17 protein-coding genes, 2 tRNA genes and 1 pseudogene are annotated in these 16,994 nt (G+C 47.9%); 13 read left to right on the top strand and 7 right to left on the bottom strand.

The genetic code is table 11. The features are described 5' to 3' along the window. Nucleotides 1-107: 107 nt before the first annotated feature. Nucleotides 108-1,961, top strand: a complete 1,854-nt coding sequence (locus A4G20_01510; protein QIW15120.1) for a 1-deoxy-D-xylulose-5-phosphate synthase — start codon at nt 108-110, stop codon at nt 1,959-1,961. A gap of 63 nt (nt 1,962-2,024) precedes the next feature. On the opposite strand, the gene A4G20_01515 is transcribed toward A4G20_01510, so the two are convergent. The 6 genes from A4G20_01515 to A4G20_01540 form a co-directional block, all read right to left on the bottom strand. Next, entirely contained in the window at nt 2,025-3,488 is a 1,464-nt protein-coding gene (locus A4G20_01515) for a 3-octaprenyl-4-hydroxybenzoate decarboxylase (protein QIW15121.1), read from the bottom strand. An 11-nt stretch (nt 3,489-3,499) separates the two neighbouring features. After that, nucleotides 3,500-4,387, bottom strand: a complete 888-nt coding sequence (locus tag A4G20_01520; protein ID QIW15122.1) for a c-type cytochrome biogenesis protein CcmI — start codon at nt 4,385-4,387, stop codon at nt 3,500-3,502. Further along, complete coding sequence (locus A4G20_01525; GenBank protein ID QIW15123.1) at nt 4,384-4,833, bottom strand: cystathionine gamma-synthase; 450 nt, start codon at nt 4,831-4,833, stop codon at nt 4,384-4,386. The genes A4G20_01520 and A4G20_01525 overlap by 4 nt, the downstream gene beginning before the upstream one ends. Before the next feature lie 2 nt (nt 4,834-4,835). Next, complete coding sequence (locus A4G20_01530) at nt 4,836-5,381, bottom strand: thiol:disulfide interchange protein (GenBank protein QIW15124.1); 546 nt, start codon at nt 5,379-5,381, stop codon at nt 4,836-4,838. Between the two features lie 399 nt (nt 5,382-5,780). After that, nucleotides 5,781-5,870: transfer RNA gene (locus tag A4G20_01535), tRNA-Ser, on the bottom strand. Between the two features lie 25 nt (nt 5,871-5,895). Beyond that, nucleotides 5,896-5,985 (bottom strand) — tRNA-Ser (locus A4G20_01540). Between the two features lie 170 nt (nt 5,986-6,155). Between A4G20_01540 and A4G20_01545 the strand changes: the two genes are divergently transcribed. Together A4G20_01545 and A4G20_01550 are read left to right on the top strand one after the other, a co-directional pair. Continuing rightward, nucleotides 6,156-6,935 carry an ABC transporter permease gene (locus tag A4G20_01545; GenBank protein ID QIW15125.1) on the top strand — a complete coding sequence of 260 codons (780 nt, stop codon included), beginning with the start codon at nt 6,156-6,158 and terminating at the stop codon, nt 6,933-6,935. 183 nt (nt 6,936-7,118) lie between these two features. Further along, nucleotides 7,119-8,296: pseudogene (locus A4G20_01550) on the top strand (magnesium/cobalt efflux protein). A 163-nt stretch (nt 8,297-8,459) separates the two neighbouring features. Here A4G20_01550 and A4G20_01555 read toward each other — a convergent pair. Then, on the bottom strand, nt 8,460-8,999 hold the full coding sequence (locus tag A4G20_01555; GenBank protein ID QIW15126.1) for a hypothetical protein: 540 nt from the start codon (nt 8,997-8,999) through the stop codon (nt 8,460-8,462). Between the two features lie 236 nt (nt 9,000-9,235). On the opposite strand from A4G20_01555, the gene A4G20_01560 reads away from it, so the two are divergent. From A4G20_01560 to A4G20_01605, 10 genes are all read left to right on the top strand, one after another. Beyond that, nucleotides 9,236-9,619 carry a hypothetical protein gene (locus tag A4G20_01560; protein QIW15127.1) on the top strand — a complete coding sequence of 128 codons (384 nt, stop codon included), beginning with the start codon at nt 9,236-9,238 and terminating at the stop codon, nt 9,617-9,619. A 35-nt stretch (nt 9,620-9,654) separates the two neighbouring features. Then, nucleotides 9,655-10,446: a F0F1 ATP synthase subunit A gene (locus A4G20_01565; protein QIW15128.1), complete on the top strand. Its 792-nt coding sequence runs from the start codon at nt 9,655-9,657 to the stop codon at nt 10,444-10,446. A gap of 112 nt (nt 10,447-10,558) precedes the next feature. Then, a complete protein-coding gene (locus tag A4G20_01570) occupies nt 10,559-10,816 on the top strand; it encodes a F0F1 ATP synthase subunit C (protein QIW15129.1) in 258 nt (85 codons plus the stop codon). A gap of 50 nt (nt 10,817-10,866) precedes the next feature. After that, a complete protein-coding gene (locus A4G20_01575) occupies nt 10,867-11,337 on the top strand; it encodes a F0F1 ATP synthase subunit B (GenBank protein QIW15130.1) in 471 nt (156 codons plus the stop codon). 13 nt (nt 11,338-11,350) lie between these two features. Next, nucleotides 11,351-11,884, top strand: a complete 534-nt coding sequence (locus A4G20_01580) for a F0F1 ATP synthase subunit delta (GenBank protein QIW15131.1) — start codon at nt 11,351-11,353, stop codon at nt 11,882-11,884. Between the two features lie 12 nt (nt 11,885-11,896). Further along, nucleotides 11,897-13,438 carry a F0F1 ATP synthase subunit alpha gene (locus A4G20_01585; protein ID QIW15132.1) on the top strand — a complete coding sequence of 514 codons (1,542 nt, stop codon included), beginning with the start codon at nt 11,897-11,899 and terminating at the stop codon, nt 13,436-13,438. A gap of 20 nt (nt 13,439-13,458) precedes the next feature. Further along, complete coding sequence (locus tag A4G20_01590; protein ID QIW15133.1) at nt 13,459-14,325, top strand: F0F1 ATP synthase subunit gamma; 867 nt, start codon at nt 13,459-13,461, stop codon at nt 14,323-14,325. Nucleotides 14,326-14,341: 16 nt separating this feature from the next. Beyond that, nucleotides 14,342-15,715 (top strand): F0F1 ATP synthase subunit beta, encoded by a 1,374-nt coding sequence (locus A4G20_01595; protein QIW15134.1) that lies wholly within the window; start codon nt 14,342-14,344, stop codon nt 15,713-15,715. 29 nt (nt 15,716-15,744) lie between these two features. Then, nucleotides 15,745-16,164, top strand: a complete 420-nt coding sequence (locus A4G20_01600; protein QIW15135.1) for a F0F1 ATP synthase subunit epsilon — start codon at nt 15,745-15,747, stop codon at nt 16,162-16,164. Between the two features lie 220 nt (nt 16,165-16,384). Continuing rightward, nucleotides 16,385-16,912 (top strand): ferredoxin-type protein NapF, encoded by a 528-nt coding sequence (locus tag A4G20_01605; GenBank protein ID QIW15136.1) that lies wholly within the window; start codon nt 16,385-16,387, stop codon nt 16,910-16,912. The last annotated feature ends 82 nt before the right edge of the window (nt 16,913-16,994 follow it).

Genomic DNA, 16,994 nt, shown 5'->3' on the forward strand with positions numbered 1-16,994 from the left:
AATTTTTCCCACTTGTTAGTTAGCAAAATCCCCCTAGCCCCCTTTTTCAAAGGGGGGAATAGTAGAAAAGGGGAACGATGCCTCTGATTACCTAAAAAGATAAACCTATGCAAAAAACTTACCCCCTATTAAGACAAATTGATTCGCCGGAAGCCCTGCGTTTGCTGCCTAAAGAAGACCTCAAGCCCTTGTGCGATGAGTTGCGGGCTTATTTGTTGGAATCGGTCAGCCAGTCCAGCGGCCACCTGGCCTCAGGCTTGGGCGTGGTTGAACTTACGGTTGCCCTGCATTATGTTTATCAAACCCCCTTCGATCAGCTCATTTGGGATGTGGGTCACCAGGCCTATCCGCATAAGATCCTGACCGGCCGCCGTGACCAAATGCACACCATTCGCCAGAAAAACGGCATTCACCCCTTTCCTTGGCGGGAAGAAAGCCCTTACGATGTGCTAAGTGTTGGCCACTCCTCCACCTCCATCAGTGCTGGCCTGGGCATTGCTATTGGGGCGGAAAAGGAAAATGCCGGGCGGAAAACCGTCTGTGTGATTGGTGATGGGGCCATTACCGCTGGTATGGCCTTTGAGGCCATTAACCATGCAGGCGATCTGCACACCGATATGCTGGTTATCCTCAACGACAATGAAATGTCCATTTCGGAAAACGTGGGAGCCCTCAATAACCACCTGGCCCGTCTCCTGTCAGGCTCCCTCTACACCACCATTCGTGAGGGTGGAAAGAAACTCCTGTCTGGCCTGCCACCCATTAAGGATTTTGTCCGCAAGACCGAAGAGCACGTCAAGGGCTTTGTGTCGCCGGTCGGTACCATGTTTGAAACCCTGGGTTTTAACTATATTGGCCCCATTGATGGCCACGATGTGGAAGAGTTGGTTTCGACCCTGAAAAATATGCGTAACCGCAAGGGCCCGCAGTTCCTGCATATTATGACTAAAAAGGGCAAGGGTTATGAGCCGGCTGAGCGTGACCCGATTGGCTTCCACGGCGTACCTAAATTTGATCCGAAAAGTGGTGAACTGCCAAAAGGCAAGTCTGTTCCAACCTACTCTAATATCTTCGGCGATTGGCTGTGCGAAATGGCAGAAAAAGATCCGAAAATCATCGGCATTACCCCAGCCATGCGGGAAGGATCGGGCATGGTAGAATTTTCCAAACGCTTCCCAAGCCAGTATTTTGATGTGGCCATTGCTGAACAACACGCCGTAACCTTCGGGGCAGGCCTGGCCATTGCAGGTTACAAGCCAGTGGTAGCTATTTATTCCAGCTTCCTGCAACGGGCCTATGATCAGCTTATTCACGATGTAGCTATTCAAAACCTGCCGGTGATTTTTGCCATCGACCGAGCCGGCATTGTCGGGGCAGACGGCCAAACCCACCAGGGGGCCTTTGACCTGAGCTTTATGCGTTGCATTCCTAATATGACCATTATGGCCCCATCTGACGAAAACGAAATGCGTCAAATGCTCTACACGGCTTATAGTATGAACAGCCCAGTGGCGGTGCGTTACCCACGGGGCAATGCCCAAGGGGTGACGCTGGAGCCCATGCAGGCACTGGAAGTCGGCAAGGGCAAGGTGCTAAGAGAGGGGAAAAAGGTCGCCATTCTTAACTTCGGTGCATTGCTGAATGAGGCCAAACCGGTGGCAGACAAGCATGATTTAACCCTGGTAGATATGCGTTTTGTTAAGCCTTTAGACGAGGCTCTCATCGCCCAACTTGCTGACAGCCACGATGTTTTAGTAACCTTGGAAGAAAACGCCATCCAGGGCGGGGCAGGCAGTGCGGTCAATGAATACTTGCAAAAAATCGGCAAATTTAAGCCGCTTGTTATGCTGGGGATTCCTGATTTCTTTGTGCCACAAGGCACGCAGGCTGAAGCCTATGCGGATTTGGGACTAGATAGTGCAGGGATTGAAAAGCGTTTAGCGGGGATGTTAGGCCTATAATCGCACAATATGGAAAAGGGTTTAAGGCATAGGCCTTAAACCCTTTTTTTGTGTATGAAATGCTTAAATTCCTAAGCTGTCCCAGATTTCATCTACTCTTTTAACCACTTCAGGATCTTTTTTAATTGGCGTGCCCCATTCTCGGCTGGTTTCGCCCGGCCATTTGTTGGTGGCATCAATGCCCATCTTGGAGCCTAGGCCAGCCACAGGGGAGGCGAAGTCCAAATAGTCAATCGGGGTATGTTCAATCAGGGTGGTATCCCTGGCTGGGTCGCAGCGGGTGGTGATTGCCCAGATCACATCCTTCCAGTCCCGAGCATTGACATCATCATCGCAGACAATCACAAACTTGGTGTACATAAACTGGCGCAGGAAAGACCAAACCCCCATCATGACCCGCTTGGCATGGCCAGCGTATTGTTTCTTCATGGTCACCACGGCTAAGCGGTAGGAACAGCCCTCAGGTGGCAGGTAGAAGTCCACAATTTCAGGGAATTGCTTCTGCAAAATAGGGATAAAGACCTCATTTAGGGCCTCGCCCAAGACCGCTGGTTCATCTGGTGGCCGGCCGGTGTAGGTGGAATGGTAGATGGCATCCTTACGCATGGTAATGTGGGTTACGGTAAAGACCGGGAAATATTCCTGCTCATTGTAATAACCCGTGTGGTCGCCATAAGGCCCTTCCAGTGCGGTTTCGGCTGGGTCGATATAGCCTTCTAGCACAATTTCAGCACTGGCCGGCACGTCCAAATCATTGCTGAGAGACTTAACTGTTTCGGTCTTATTGCCCCGCAGGAGGCCAGCAAAGGCGTATTCGGAAAGGGTGTCTGGCACAGGGGTAACGGCGGCCAAAATGGTGGCTGGATCGGCTCCTAGGGCGACCGACACCGGGAAGGGTTGGCCTGGATGGGCTGCTTGCCATTCCTGAAAGTCCAGGGCCCCGCCCCGGTGGGAGAGCCAACGCATAATGAGCTTGTTCTTGCCAATGAGTTGCTGGCGATAGATGCCCAAATTCAGTCGTTTCTTGTGAGGCCCTTGAGTAATGGTTAAGCCCCAGGTCACCAGTGGTGCCACATCGCCCGGCCAGCAGTGCATGATGGGGAGCTTTGTCAGATCGACCTCATCGCCTGTCAGCACCACCTGCTGGCAGTCCGCCTTGCTCAAGGCCTTGCTAGGCATATTGAGGATTTGCTTCCATTGAGGCAGTTGGCCGATTAAGTCCTTGAAACCCTTGGGTGGCTCAGGCTCTTTCAAAAAGGCCAAAAGTTTGCCCAGCTCCCGCAGGGCCGACACATCTTCCTGGCCCATCCCCATGGCCACCCGTTTAGGTGTGCCAAAGAGGTTACAGAGCACGGGCATATCATAGCCCTTGGGGTTTTCAAAGAGCAGGGCCGGCCCACCCATGCGTAGGGTACGGTCGGCAATTTCGGTCATTTCAAGGTGGGGGTCGATTTCCTGTTTAATCCGCTTCAGCTGGCCTTGGGCTTCCAAAAGATCAAGAAAATCGCGTAGGTTTTTGTATTTCATAGGCACTTATCTTATGGATTGGAGCTTGGCGAACTCATGGATTCGGCCATCTTAATACTGCGTTCAATGGTCTTATGCCGTGGGTCGTCCTCAGGCATAAAGCGTTGCATCATCCTCCAGGTGGTGGCAGCCATCTTATAATCTTCCTTCTCAAAGGCTCGGAAGGCCAGGAGGCTGAGGGCTTCTAGGTTGGTGTGATCCACCCGTAAAATCTGCTTGAGCAGTTCCTCACCTTGATCCTTGTCCGATTGGGCTTCTGAGAACATAAGGATTTGGGCCAGGCTAGACTTATACTGCAAATTATCCGGCTGGAGGGCGGCGGCCTTTTTAAAGCTGTCTAGGGCCAGTTGGCCGTTGTCGCTGGCCATGCCAATTTGGCCCAGCATAAACCAAGACTTATCGTCCTGCGGATTGCTTTGCAGTTCCACCCTGAGGGCCACGGCAAATTGGTTCATCTCTTGTTCGGTGAGTGGCTCATTCTGCTCATTCTTAATCCGTTCGTAGAAATAATCTAGCTTGGTGTGGCTGGCATTGAGCATGCTATTGGCCTGCCAGGAACCGACTGAAAAATAAATCCCCGTACTCACGGCGGTCACCAGCAGGGCCAGGGTGGCAAACCAGATCTTGCCGTAGCTTTTGGCGGCCACAGGTTTGGTTTCAGCCTGCTCTGGAATGTCGTCTAAGAGGCTTTGTTGCAGCTCTTGCTTGGCCCGTTCGGCATCCTCAATCACCCCCTCTTGGACCTCTTGTTCTACCTCCTTGAGGCGTTCAAAATAAAAGGCCTTGTTAAGGCTGTCTCGTTCAGTGCTGTTGAGGCTAACTGATTTTTTGAGAAGCGGATAAAAGGCAATCAGGCAGATGATGAGTGTGATGGCTACGAGGCTTATCCAGAAAATCATGGCTTATCCTTATCTAAAATTTGTTGCAGACGGGTTTGATCGAGTGCATTTGCAGGTTTTTCGGCTTTCTGGCCCGCTTGTTTGCGTCTAAAGACCAAGATTCCACCCAGCAAAATAAGCAAAAGAGGCAGGGCCCAGAGGAAAATGGTGGCTGGGGTCATGGGCGGATCGTAGGTCACGAAATTGCCATAGCGTTCTACCATATAGTCCACCACCTCGTCCTTGCTCTTGCCTTGCTTGAGCAGTTCGAGGGTCTTGTTCCGCATATCAGTGGCGATGGTGGCGTTGGAGTCGGCAATGTTGTTGTTCTGGCATTGCGGACAACGCAGCTCGGCCACCAGGGATCGGTAGTCGGCTTCCTGTTTGGGGTTATCGAAGGTCTGTACCTCAATGCTAGCAAAAGCAAGCGGGGCGACTAGACTTAAAAGTGCGAAGATTTTTTTCATGTTTACTGGGCGACTAATTTATCGTAAATGGGTTTAAGGGTCTTGTGCCAGACCTCATCATTAACATCACCGGCGTGGCGGTAGTAGATCTTGCCTTGGCCGTCTAGGATAAAGGTTTCAGGGGCACCATAAACCCCTAAATCTAAGCCTAAAGAGCCTTTAGGGTCAAAGACGATGGCTTGGTAAGGGTCGCCATAGTCTGCCAGCCAGCGAATGGCCTTTTGGCGGTCGTCCTTGTAGTCCACTCCGACAATTTCAATCCCTTGAGCGGCCAGTTCGGTTAGGTACTTATGTTCGGCATAGCAGGTCGGACACCAGGTGGCCCAGACATTAAGCAGGCGGGGCTTGCCGGTTTTAAGCACGCTTTCATCGACAAATTTTGCTGGGTCTTGCACCGATTCCAATTTGAAGCTCGGCACAATCTTGCCCACCAGGGCAGACTCTAATTTTTTCGGATCTTCACCACCGGCATTGCGTTGCAGTTGGACGGTAAAGGCCACAATCAGGACTAAGAAAAGCCCCAGGGGAATAAGGAGTTTTTTGTTCATATTTAAAAATTAGGTAATCATCAAACGATGGCGCCAGCCTCCAGGCTGGTGCCTCAATCTCTTTTTCGGCACAGGCGTGGACACCATCTTATTCAAAACATCAAAATGTGATTAAACGTGATCGGTAGGGACGCATTGCATGCGTCCGCAAACGAAGCATTATATCAAATGTTGATGAGGCATAAATATCGCAATGGACGCATGCAATGCGTCCCTACAAAAGGCGATTTAAGTTCAAAGACAAGTTTTTGAACAGTTGTGGCGTTCACGCTTGCGCCATCCTCTTTTGGTGAGGAGATGTTGTATTTTAAGCCATTTCAGCAAAAAATCACAAAAATCTGCATTTTTTCTGATTTTAGATAATAAAAAACCCCAAGCCTAGGCTTGAGGTTAGAAATCTGGCGGAGGAAGTGAGATTCGAACTCACGGAGGGCGTTAACCCTCGCCGGTTTTCAAGACCGGTGCATTCAACCGCTCTGCCATTCCTCCGAGTTGATGCGTTGGTTCACTGTGATGGCGGAGGAAGTGAGATTCGAACTCACGGAGGGCGTTAACCCTCGCCGGTTTTCAAGACCGGTGCATTCAACCGCTCTGCCATTCCTCCACAGCGAAAACAGGCAGAATGATATAGATTTCATACAGGGTCGTCAAACAGAAAAAAAGGAATTGAGGCCATTTGGCTTGTTTTTCATCAATTTAAGCAAGTTTGCATAGAAAATTTTGGCCAAAACTGGTATTTTTACACCTTATTGCAAATGAGAAGAAGAGAGAAATATGTTGCTGGCCATTTTAACCATTCTTGCCTATTTAAGTGCCCTCTTATGGATTATGCCCACCATCGTCAAGGTTGATTACAGCGGTAAACCCAATGTTAAGGCGGTCTTCCTTATTGGCCTGGTGGCCGTGCTCTTGCACTTTTTCAACCTGTCCCAGCAGGTTTGGCAGGGGGAGGGGCAAAATATCACGGTCACCAACATCGTTTCTCTTATGAGCCTGATGATGAGCACCTTTGCCACCTTTGCCCTGCCTAAGTGGCGAACCATCTGGCACCCGCTCTCGGTACTTTATGTTTTGGGAATTGTGTCGGTTGCCCTGTCCAGCTTTGTTAGCGGCAACTTTATCAAGCACCTGGAAGAAGACAGCGGCCTGCTCTTCCACTTGGCTATTGCGGTTTTCTCTTACGGCCTCTTTTTTATCGCCCTGCTCTACGCTTTTCAGCTCAAGTGGTTGGACAAGAAGCTCAAGAGCAAGAATATGGTCTTTTGTACCCTCTTCCCGCCGCTGATGACAGTGGAACGCCACTTCTTCGCCCTGACTCTTTCAGGCCAGGTTTTGCTTAGTATCGCCTTGATTACAGGTATGATTTACCTGCACAACTTCTTCGCCCCTGAACAAGTGCATAAGGCGGTCTTTTCCTTTATGGCCTGGATTGTCTATGCCATTCAGTTATTGGGCCAATGGAAGCTGCATTGGCGTGGAAAACGGGTGCTAATTTATTCAATTTCGGGTATGATATTGCTCACGATCGGCTATTTTGGTAGTCGAGTGGTTTAAAATCATGTAGCCACGAATGGAAAGCGGTCGGAAATTTGCAAAAATCTGCAAAAAAGCGACCGCTTGTTGTTTAACCAACATAGGATTTTTACCTTGGACAGTATTCCCCTGAGTAGCCTCTTTATTACTCTCGCTATTCTGCTTTTTTTATCTGCATTTTTCTCGGGCTCTGAAACCGCCCTCATGTCCCTCAACCGCTACAAGATGCGGCACCTGGCCCAAAATGGCCACCGTGGTGCTAAGTTGGCCGAGAAATTATTGGCCCGCACCGATCATCTGCTTAGCCTTATCCTTATCTGTAACAACCTGGTCAATATCGTGGCCTCAGCCATCGCCACCATGATTGGTATGCGGATCTCAGGCGATGCTGGTGTGGCCATTGCCACGGGCCTGCTGACCTTTGTTATGCTAGTTTTTGCGGAAATCCTACCCAAAACGACTGCTGCCATTTACCCTGAAAAAATTGGCTTTTTTGTCAGCTACATCCTAACTCCGCTGAAAAAAATCCTCATGCCCTTGGTCTTTTTGATGAATGTAGTTATCAGCGGTTTGATGAAAGTCTTGCGTATCCGCCAGCAGGAAAAAACGGGCTTGAGTGCCGAGGAATTGCGGGGGTGGTGCTGGAAGCCGGCCGCTTTATCCCGACTGAGCACCAGGAAATGCTGGTGTCTATCTTGGATTTAGAAAAGGTCACAGTGGACGATATTATGGTGCCCCGCAACGACATCGGCGGGATTGATATTGATGACGACTGGAAGGCCATTATGCGTCAGCTCACAGGCGCAGCCCATGCCCGTGTGGTGATTTACAAGGGCAATATGGACAAGAATATCCTAGGGATTTTGCGGATCCGTGAAGCCTTCCGCCTCATGCTGGACAAGAATGAATTTACCAAGGAAACCCTGATTCGGGCGGTGGATGAAGCCTATTTTATCCCTGAAGGCACGCCCCTGACCACCCAGATGATCAACTTCAAAACCAACAAGGAACGGATTGGCCTGGTGGTGGACGAATACGGCGACATCAAGGGCCTGATTACTCTGGAAGATATTTTGGAAGAAATTGTGGGCGAATTTACCACTTCCAGCGCCCCAACCCTGGAAGAAGAGGTTAAACCCCAAATGGATGGTTCGGTTATTATTGAAGGCTCGGCCAACCTGCGGGATCTCAATAAGATGTTTAACTGGGAGCTACCTTTGGATGAAGCCCGCACCTTTAACGGCTTTATCGTGGAACACCTGGAAAAAATCCCGGATGAAGATACCGAGTTTGTGATTCAAAACCTCAAGATCACCGTCCTGGAGGTGGGGGAAAATATGGTTAAACGGGCCAAGGTGGAGCTTGTTGCCCAAGAAGAGTAGCCCACACCCACAAGCGGGTAAAAAGGGTCAGAAATTTGCAAAAAAATCCTGATTTTGCCCCGCTTGTTGTTTATTGGAACTGGATTTCCTAAGATAGCGCCAGCCTCTAGGCTGGTGCTGAAAAAAATAAGGCACCAGCGAGGACGCTGGCGCCATCCGTGCTTTATAAGTTTAACTGTTTTATCAACCTCTCCGCATGGGCCTTAGCAAGCCTTCTCACCCTTTCCTTATCTTCTTCTTTTTCAGGATACATATCAAAAGAATAAATTGGCTCTAGCCAGTTTAAGCCGCAGTATTTGGCTGTGTCTTCAAACATCTGTAAGTAGCTGCCCACTGGGCGGAAGGGCTGGCCGCTGTAGTCAATTTCTCTGCCGCCGACGGTGCAGGAGACAAGCAGAGATTTGCCTGCAAGCCTAGCCCCCTCTCCATAAGCAAAGCCAAAAGCAAAGACATCATCAATCCATTTTTTCAAGAGGGCTGGGGCGCTATACCAATAGAAGGGAAATTGTAAAACGATAGTGTCTGCTGCAAGCAAAGCGGCCTGCTCTTGGGCAAGGTCAAATTGGTAAGCGTTTGCCTGCTTGGCTAAATCTCGCACAAGTAAAGTGCCTTGAGCCTGGTTTTGCAGGGTTTCAATGATGGTCTTGTTGGCAATCGATTGGCTCAGATCGGGGTGGCCAGAAATAATCAGCGTTTTTTGCATATTATCCTACCTAAAAAAGTAAAAATTGCCTTGGAGTTTACGCTAAATGACGGCTTTCACCCCCAAGATTTTTTCAATTTTGTGACCTTCTTAACAAAAACGACACAAACTACCGTTTTTTCGTTATTTTCGGTTTTAAACTATTGAGGAGTATCGTATAATCCTTGCCGTTTGATTATAGATTGGCACGGAATAAAAAATGTACGATTTGTGCCAGTTAAGCAAAAGGGCGCTAAATGTCTGCGGTGATAAAAAGAGCAAAGCAAGATTACCTTAAACTCTTAAAAATTGAGCTGGCACTCTTAGTTATCACAAGCCTTATCCTTGCTTTGGTCAAGGGTTGGGTTGCCATCTCCTTTGTTTTGGGGTGTTTGGCGGGCTTTGTTCCCTACTGCGTATTCGTATATTGGATTTTTTTTCGTCAAAAATCTGCAAAAAATCGCTCCCCTATGACCGCTTTCTATCAGGGGGAAGGGATCAAGTGGGTTTTGACCATTTTATTGATTATTGTGGTATTAAAAGGCTATCCCCAACGGGATTTGGGCCTCTTCTTTTCAGGCTACTTTTTAATGCTGTTTACAACCAGTTTTCTGCCCTTGGTGGCAAAACTGAAAGCGTAAGACTCAATTTCTATTTATTTTTAAAAGGATAGTTTATGGCTGGGCAAACTACTGCTGATTATATTACCCACCACCTGACGTTTTTAACGACAGGTGAGGGCTTCTGGCACGTCCATTTGGACTCCTTATTTTTTACCCTTGTTGCAGGTATCTTGTTCCTTTGGGTTTTCCGCCGTGTGGCGAAAAACGCAACGACAGGTGTGCCAGGCAAGCTACAATGCTTTGTTGAGATGATTGTAGAATGGGTTGATGGTGTGGTGCGGGATAACTTCCACGGCCCTCGCCATCAGGTTGCAGCCATTGCGCTGACCATTTTCTGCTGGGTCTTCTTACTCAATGCTATTGACTTAATCCCTGTGGATTTCCCACCGCAATTTGCTGAAATGTTAGGTATTCACTACCTGCGTGCGGTTCCAACAGCGGACATCAGCGTGACCCTTGGTTTGTCTATCTGTGTCTTTGGTTTAATCATCTTCTACACCGTCAAATCCAAAGGTTGGAAGGGTTTTGCCAAGGAATATACCTTACATCCATTTAACCACTGGGCCATGATTCCAGTAAACCTTATTCTTGAGTCAGTTACCCTGCTTGCCAAACCTGTTTCCTTGGCCTTCCGTTTGTTCGGTAATATGTATGCAGGTGAGCTTATCTTCATCCTGATTGCGGTGATGTATATGGCAGATAACTTTGCCTTGCAAGCCTTGGGTATTCCGATGCACTTATTGTGGGCCATCTTCCATATTTTGGTTATTACCCTACAAGCCTTCATCTTTATGATGCTGACGGTGGTTTACTTGAGTATGGCCTATAATAAGGCAGAGCACTAATTTAACGCCTTCCTCCGCTTGCGGGGGAGGGAAAAAGAGAAACGATTTTTTTAACCCGACCATCTGGTCAAACTTTTTCAACCCTTAACCTTAACCATTCTTGGAGAACATTATGGAATCTGTAATTACTACAACAATCATTGCATCTGCTATCTTATTAGCTGTAGCTGCATTAGGTACTGCTTTAGGCTTTGCCCTTTTAGGTGGTAAATTCTTAGAGTCTTCAGCTCGTCAGCCTGAGCTTGCTAACAGCTTACAAACCAAAATGTTTATCGTGGCAGGTCTTTTAGATGCTATCTCAATGATCGCTGTAGGTATCGCATTACTATTCATCTTCGCAAACCCATTCATCGGTTTATTAACTAACTAATTGTTGAGTAAATTAACCTTAGATAATTTTTCAACTATTAGGAGGTTGTTGTGAACTTAAATGCAACACTAATCGGTCAAGCAGTTGCCTTCGCACTCTTTGTGTGGTTCTGTATGAAATTTGTTTGGCCGCCATTGATTAAAGCGATTGAAGATCGCCAATCAAGTATCGCCAATGCCCTTGCTTCGGCTGAAAAAGCCAAACAAGAACAGGCTGATACTGAAAAATTGGTTGAGCAAGAGCTAGCAAAAGCCAAGGAACAAGCGCAGCAGATTATTGATCTTGCCAATAAGCGCCGTAACGAGATTCTTGACTCCGTTCAGGCTGAAGCAGAAGCAGAGCGCGCTCGCATTATTGAGCAGGGCTATGCAGAAGTGGAAAGCGAGCGTATCCGTGTTCAAGAAGAGCTTCGTCAAAAAGTGGCGGCATTGGCTGTGGCTGGTGCTGAGAAAATTGTCGGCCGTACGGTGGATGCCGCGGCAAACAATGACATTATTGATAAGCTAGTTGCAGAACTATAACGAGGTGGGGCAGATGTCAGAACTTATTACAGTAGCTCGCCCCTATGGCTCAGCAGCTTTTGATTTTGCTTTAGAACAAGGTCAGCTAGATAAATGGCAGGATATGCTGGGTTTTGCGGCCGCCGTGGCCCAAGACGAGCAGATTGCCAGCTACTTAAGCTCATCCCTTGCACCGCAACAGGTGGCAGATCTCTTTATCAGTATCTGTGGCGATGAACTTGACCAGTATGGGCAAAATTTCATTCGTATTATGGCTGAAAATAAACGCCTTGCGGCGTTACCTTCGGTATTAACCGCATTTCTTCAATTACGAGCAGCACACGAAGCCGTTAAAGATGTCTTTGTGACCGCCGCCTCGAAATTAACGAAAGCACAAGAAAGTAAAATCGCAGCAGCGATGGAAAAGCGACTCGGCTCCAGTGTGCGTATCGTGTCCAATGTGGATAAATCATTGATTGCAGGGGTTATCGTGCGTTATGACGATACCGTGATTGATGGCTCCAGCCGTGGACAATTAAACCGCCTAAGCCAAGAGTTGTGCTTGTAAGAGGAATAAAAGATGCAACTAAATTCAACCGAAATTAGTGAATTAATTAAAAAACGTATTGCCCAGTTTAATGTGGTATCTGATGCCCAAAGTACCGGGACAATCGTTTCAGTAAGTGACGGGATCATTCGCATCCACGGCCTTGCTGATGCTATGCAGGGGGAAATGATTGAGCTTCCAGGCAATCGTTACGCCATTGCATTAAACTTAGAAAGAGATTCTGTAGGTGCTGTAGTGATGGGGCCTTACGCTGATTTAGCGGAAGGCATGACAGTCAAATGCACAGGCCGTATTTTAGAAGTGCCAGTGGGCCGTGGCCTATTAGGCCGTGTGGTCAATACTCTTGGCCAGCCAATCGACGGTAAAGGCGAAATCGACAATGATGGTTTCTCCCCTGTTGAAGTGATTGCCCCAGGTGTAATCGACCGTCAATCTGTTGATCAGCCAGTACAAACTGGTTATAAGGCTGTGGACTCCATGGTGCCAATCGGCCGTGGTCAGCGTGAGCTTATCATCGGTGACCGTCAAACAGGTAAAACCGCTCTAGCCATTGATGCCATCATCAACCAACGTGATTCAGGCATTAAATGTATCTACGTTGCAGTAGGCCAAAAAGCTTCAACCATTGCCAACGTGGTGCGTAAATTAGAAGAACACGGTGCGCTTGCCAACACTATCGTGGTTGTGGCTTCTGCTTCAGAATCTGCCGCCCTTCAATACCTTGCCCCTTATGCAGGTTGTGCAATGGGTGAATACTTCCGTGATCGTGGTGAAGATGCCTTAATCGTTTACGATGATTTATCTAAACAAGCGGTTGCTTACCGTCAAATTTCCTTGCTTCTTCGCCGTCCGCCAGGCCGTGAAGCCTACCCAGGTGACGTATTCTACCTCCACTCTCGCTTACTTGAGCGTGCAGCCCGTGTTAATGCGGACTATGTAGAGCGTTTCACCAATGGCGAAGTCAAGGGTAAAACAGGTTCTTTAACCGCCTTACCAATTATTGAAACCCAAGCAGGTGACGTATCCGCCTTCGTTCCAACCAACGTAATCTCGATTACTGATGGTCAGATCTTCTTAGAGTCCAGCCTCTTTAACGCCGGTATTCGCCCAGCGGTAAACCCAGGTATCTCGGTTTCTCGTGTTGGTGGTTCTGCCCAAACCAAATTGGTTAAGAAAATGGCCGGTGGTATCCGTACTGCTCTAGCCCAATACCGTGAATTGGCCGCCTTTGCCCAGTTCGCTTCAGACTTAGATGAAGCCACACGCAAACAGCTTTCCCACGGTCAAAAAGTAACTGAATTACTCAAACAGAAACAGTTTGAGCCAATGTCTGTTGCTCAACTTGGTTTAGTTTTATTCGCTGCTGAGTTTGGCTATTTAGATGATGTTGAACTTGAGCGTATCGGCTCATTTGAAGCAGGCTTGCTTGAATATGCTGCCAGCCAACACGGCGACTTTATGAAAGACTTAAGCGCCTCTGGCAACTACAACGACGACATTAAAGCCCAATTAACAGCCATTGTTGAAGGCTTTAAGAAAAACAGCTCGTGGTAAGCTAACAGCGGAGAATAACTATGGCAGGTGCTAAAGAGATAAAAACCAAAATTGCGAGTGTTCGTAATACCCAAAAGATCACCAAAGCAATGGAAATGGTTGCTACCTCTAAAATGCGTAAAGCACAAGAGCGTATGGCAGCAGGTCGCCCTTATTCGGATACTATCCGTAAGGTGATCAGCCATATTGCCAAAGGAAGCATTGATTACAAGCACCCGTTTTTAACTGAGCGTGAAGTGAAAAAAGTAGGCTTTTTAGTGATCTCAACCGACCGTGGTCTCTGCGGCGGCTTGAACATCAACCTCTTTAAAGCCACTTTAAATAGCGTCAAAGCGTGGCAGGACAAAAACGTCAGTGCGCAGCTTGGGTTTATCGGTTCAAAAGGTGCAGCCTTTTTCCAACCAATGGGCTTGGAAATTAAGGGGCAGGTATCAGGCCTCGGCGATGCACCGCAAATGGAAGAGTTAGTGGGTACGGTTAATGCCATGATTAAGGCCTACCGTGAGGGCGAGATTGATGCGGTTTATATCGCATACAACCGCTTTGTGAACACCATGTCACAAAAACCAACCATTGAACAGCTCCTTCCATTGCCTGAATTAGAAGACGATAACCTAACAAGCGGGTCAAATTGGGATTATATTTACGAACCAAATCCAAAGGTCTTATTAGACACCCTATTGGTTCGCTACTTAGAATCTCAGGTTTATCAAGCAGTCGTTGATAACCTTGCATCCGAACAAGCAGCTCGAATGGTAGCAATGAAAGCAGCAACAGATAATGCTGGTACATTGATTGATGAATTACAATTAGTGTACAACAAGGCTCGCCAAGCAAGCATTACAAATGAATTAAACGAAATTGTAGCAGGTGCTGCGGCAATTTAATCAAAGAGGAACGGTAATGGCAACGGGAAAAATTGTACAGATCATCGGTGCGGTCATCGATGTTGAGTTTCCGCAAGATGCAGTACCAAAAGTATATGATGCATTGAACGTTGAAACAGGTTTAACCCTCGAGGTTCAACAACAATTAGGTGGTGGCTTGGTGCGTTGTATCGCATTGGGTACATCAGATGGTTTAAAACGTGGCTTAAAAGTCACCAATACCAATGAGCCGATCCAAGTACCAGTGGGTACTAAAACCCTGGGTCGTATCATGAACGTATTGGGTCAGCCAATCGATGAAGCAGGCCCAATCGGCGAAGAAGAACGCTGGGCGATTCACCGTGAAGCGCCAAGCTACGAAGATCAGGCCAACAGCACAGAACTCCTTGAAACAGGGGTAAAAGTGATTGACTTAATCTGCCCATTCGCTAAGGGTGGTAAAGTAGGCCTATTCGGTGGTGCGGGTGTAGGTAAAACCGTAAATATGATGGAGCTTATCCGTAATATTGCGATCGAACACTCTGGTTACTCCGTATTCGCAGGCGTGGGTGAGCGTACCCGTGAAGGTAACGACTTCTACCACGAAATGAAAGACTCCAACGTATTGGATAAGGTATCCCTGGTTTATGGTCAGATGAATGAGCCACCAGGCAACCGTCTGCGTGTGGCACTAACAGGCTTAACCATGGCGGAAAAATTCCGTGATGAAGGTCGTGACGTGCTCTTCTTCGTCGATAACATTTACCGTTATACCCTAGCGGGTACAGAGGTATCCGCCCTTCTTGGCCGTATGCCATCTGCGGTAGGTTATCAGCCAACCTTGGCCGAAGAAATGGGTGTGCTTCAAGAGCGTATCACTTCAACCAAAACAGGTTCTATCACCTCGGTGCAAGCGGTTTACGTACCTGCGGATGACTTAACTGACCCATCTCCAGCGACAACCTTTGCCCACTTAGACTCAACCGTAGTATTAAGCCGTAACATCGCCTCCCTTGGTATTTACCCAGCGATCGACCCGCTTGATTCTACCTCTCGCCAGCTCGACCCGCTCGTAGTTGGTCAAGAGCACTATGATGTGGCCCGTGGTGTACAGCAAACCCTACAACGTTATAAAGAGTTGAAAGACATCATCGCCATTCTTGGTATGGACGAGCTTTCAGAAGACGATAAACTTGTGGTGGCCCGTGCCCGTAAGATTGAACGTTTCTTATCACAACCTTTCTTCGTGGCAGAAGTGTTCAACAGCACACCAGGTAAATATGTGCCATTAAAAGAAACCATTCGTGGCTTCAAGGGCATCTTAAACGGTGACTACGACCATATCCCAGAACAAGCGTTCTATATGGCAGGTTCAATTGACGAAGTGGTTGAAAGAGCCAACAAGCTATAATGTTTCCTTAAGAAACAAAGGAGAACAAAATGGCAACTGAATTTGAACTTACCGTGGTAAGTGCCGAAAGCAAAATTTTCTCGGGCCAAGTGACCAGCGTGCGTGTCAGTGGTACAGAGGGTGAATTAGGGATCTATGCAGGCCATACTCCCCTTTTAACCTCCATCAAGCCAGGTATGGTGAAGTTCACTTTGGCTGATAACAGCGAGGAAGTGATCTACGTTTCGGGCGGCTTCTTAGAAGTGCAACCGACTGTGGTAACTGTCTTGGCTGATGTGGCCATTCGTGGTGACGAGTTAGACGAGCAACGCATTGTTGCCGCCAAACGTGCGGTGGAAGAGAAACTCTCCAAAACCCACGATGCGGACTTAACCGCCAAACTTGCACGAGAAATTGCAAAATTAAGAGTGTACGAATTAACCAAAGGTGCCTTAAGCGCCAGACGTTAAGAGACTGTCTAAAAAACCCAACCTTGTGTTGGGTTTTTTGTTGGCATAAGGAATATAGGCTTTCTTCTTAAGAACCATTCTTAACAAGTAAAAACTATATTTGACCCCAATCAAGAAAAGCTCAAATAATCCCAAAAATACCCCTTAAGGGTAGTGAATACCCCTTCCTAAACTATAGATAATAAGTTACCGATATTTATATCTATGGAGAGTTTGATTTTTGTCCAATTCACCTGAACAGCCATCCCTTTCCCGCCGAGGTTTTCTGCGAGGGCATTTTTTAAATGCACTTAAAGATGAGAAAACCAAGTTGCAGGGCAGTGATGCGCTTCGTCCACCTTGGGCAAATCTTGCAACTTTTTTAGATAAATGCACCGCTTGTAACCAATGTGTGCTGGCCTGTGAAACTCAGGTGCTGGTTCAAGGGGCAGGCGGCTATCCTGAAGTAGATTTTAGCCGGGGTGAATGCAGCTTCTGCCAAAAATGTGTGGATGTTTGCCCTGAACCCATTTTTCTGCCTGTAAGTGAAGCGCCTTGGCAGCATAAGGTGGAAATCCAGGCCAACTGCCTGGCCCAAAGCCAGATTGAATGTCGTTCTTGTGAGGACAATTGCGAAAGCCGAGCCATTATTTTCCGCCGTCACTTGGGCGGAATTGCCATGCCGAGCTTGGACTTGGAGGCTTGTAATGGCTGTGGGGCCTGTATTCGAGGCTGTCCGACAGGGGCGATTAGGGTGTTGAGAGCCTAAAATTAAAATCTTTGATGGCGCCAGCGTCCACGCTGGTGCCAATAACCACAAAGGCACCAGCGTGGACGCTGGCGCCATCAAT

It is taken from the genome of Pasteurellaceae bacterium RH1A (assembly GCA_012221805.1).
Taxonomy (GTDB): Bacteria; Pseudomonadota; Gammaproteobacteria; order Enterobacterales; family Pasteurellaceae; genus RH1A.

What these genes read in the sequence shown, in the direction of transcription:
- A4G20_01510 (QIW15120.1), top strand. Translation starts at nt 108, where the DNA reads ATGCAAAAAACTTACCCCCTATTAAGACAAATTGATTCGCCGGAAGCC.
- A4G20_01515 (QIW15121.1), bottom strand. Translation starts at nt 3,488, where the DNA reads ATGAAATACAAAAACCTACGCGATTTTCTTGATCTTTTGGAAGCCCAA.
- A4G20_01520 (QIW15122.1), bottom strand. Translation starts at nt 4,387, where the DNA reads ATGATTTTCTGGATAAGCCTCGTAGCCATCACACTCATCATCTGCCTG.
- A4G20_01525 (QIW15123.1), bottom strand. Translation starts at nt 4,833, where the DNA reads ATGAAAAAAATCTTCGCACTTTTAAGTCTAGTCGCCCCGCTTGCTTTT.
- A4G20_01530 (QIW15124.1), bottom strand. Translation starts at nt 5,381, where the DNA reads ATGAACAAAAAACTCCTTATTCCCCTGGGGCTTTTCTTAGTCCTGATT.
- A4G20_01545 (QIW15125.1), top strand. Translation starts at nt 6,156, where the DNA reads ATGTTGCTGGCCATTTTAACCATTCTTGCCTATTTAAGTGCCCTCTTA.
- A4G20_01555 (QIW15126.1), bottom strand. Translation starts at nt 8,999, where the DNA reads ATGCAAAAAACGCTGATTATTTCTGGCCACCCCGATCTGAGCCAATCG.
- A4G20_01560 (QIW15127.1), top strand. Translation starts at nt 9,236, where the DNA reads ATGTCTGCGGTGATAAAAAGAGCAAAGCAAGATTACCTTAAACTCTTA.
- A4G20_01565 (QIW15128.1), top strand. Translation starts at nt 9,655, where the DNA reads ATGGCTGGGCAAACTACTGCTGATTATATTACCCACCACCTGACGTTT.
- A4G20_01570 (QIW15129.1), top strand. Translation starts at nt 10,559, where the DNA reads ATGGAATCTGTAATTACTACAACAATCATTGCATCTGCTATCTTATTA.
- A4G20_01580 (QIW15131.1), top strand. Translation starts at nt 11,351, where the DNA reads ATGTCAGAACTTATTACAGTAGCTCGCCCCTATGGCTCAGCAGCTTTT.
- A4G20_01585 (QIW15132.1), top strand. Translation starts at nt 11,897, where the DNA reads ATGCAACTAAATTCAACCGAAATTAGTGAATTAATTAAAAAACGTATT.
- A4G20_01590 (QIW15133.1), top strand. Translation starts at nt 13,459, where the DNA reads ATGGCAGGTGCTAAAGAGATAAAAACCAAAATTGCGAGTGTTCGTAAT.
- A4G20_01595 (QIW15134.1), top strand. Translation starts at nt 14,342, where the DNA reads ATGGCAACGGGAAAAATTGTACAGATCATCGGTGCGGTCATCGATGTT.
- A4G20_01600 (QIW15135.1), top strand. Translation starts at nt 15,745, where the DNA reads ATGGCAACTGAATTTGAACTTACCGTGGTAAGTGCCGAAAGCAAAATT.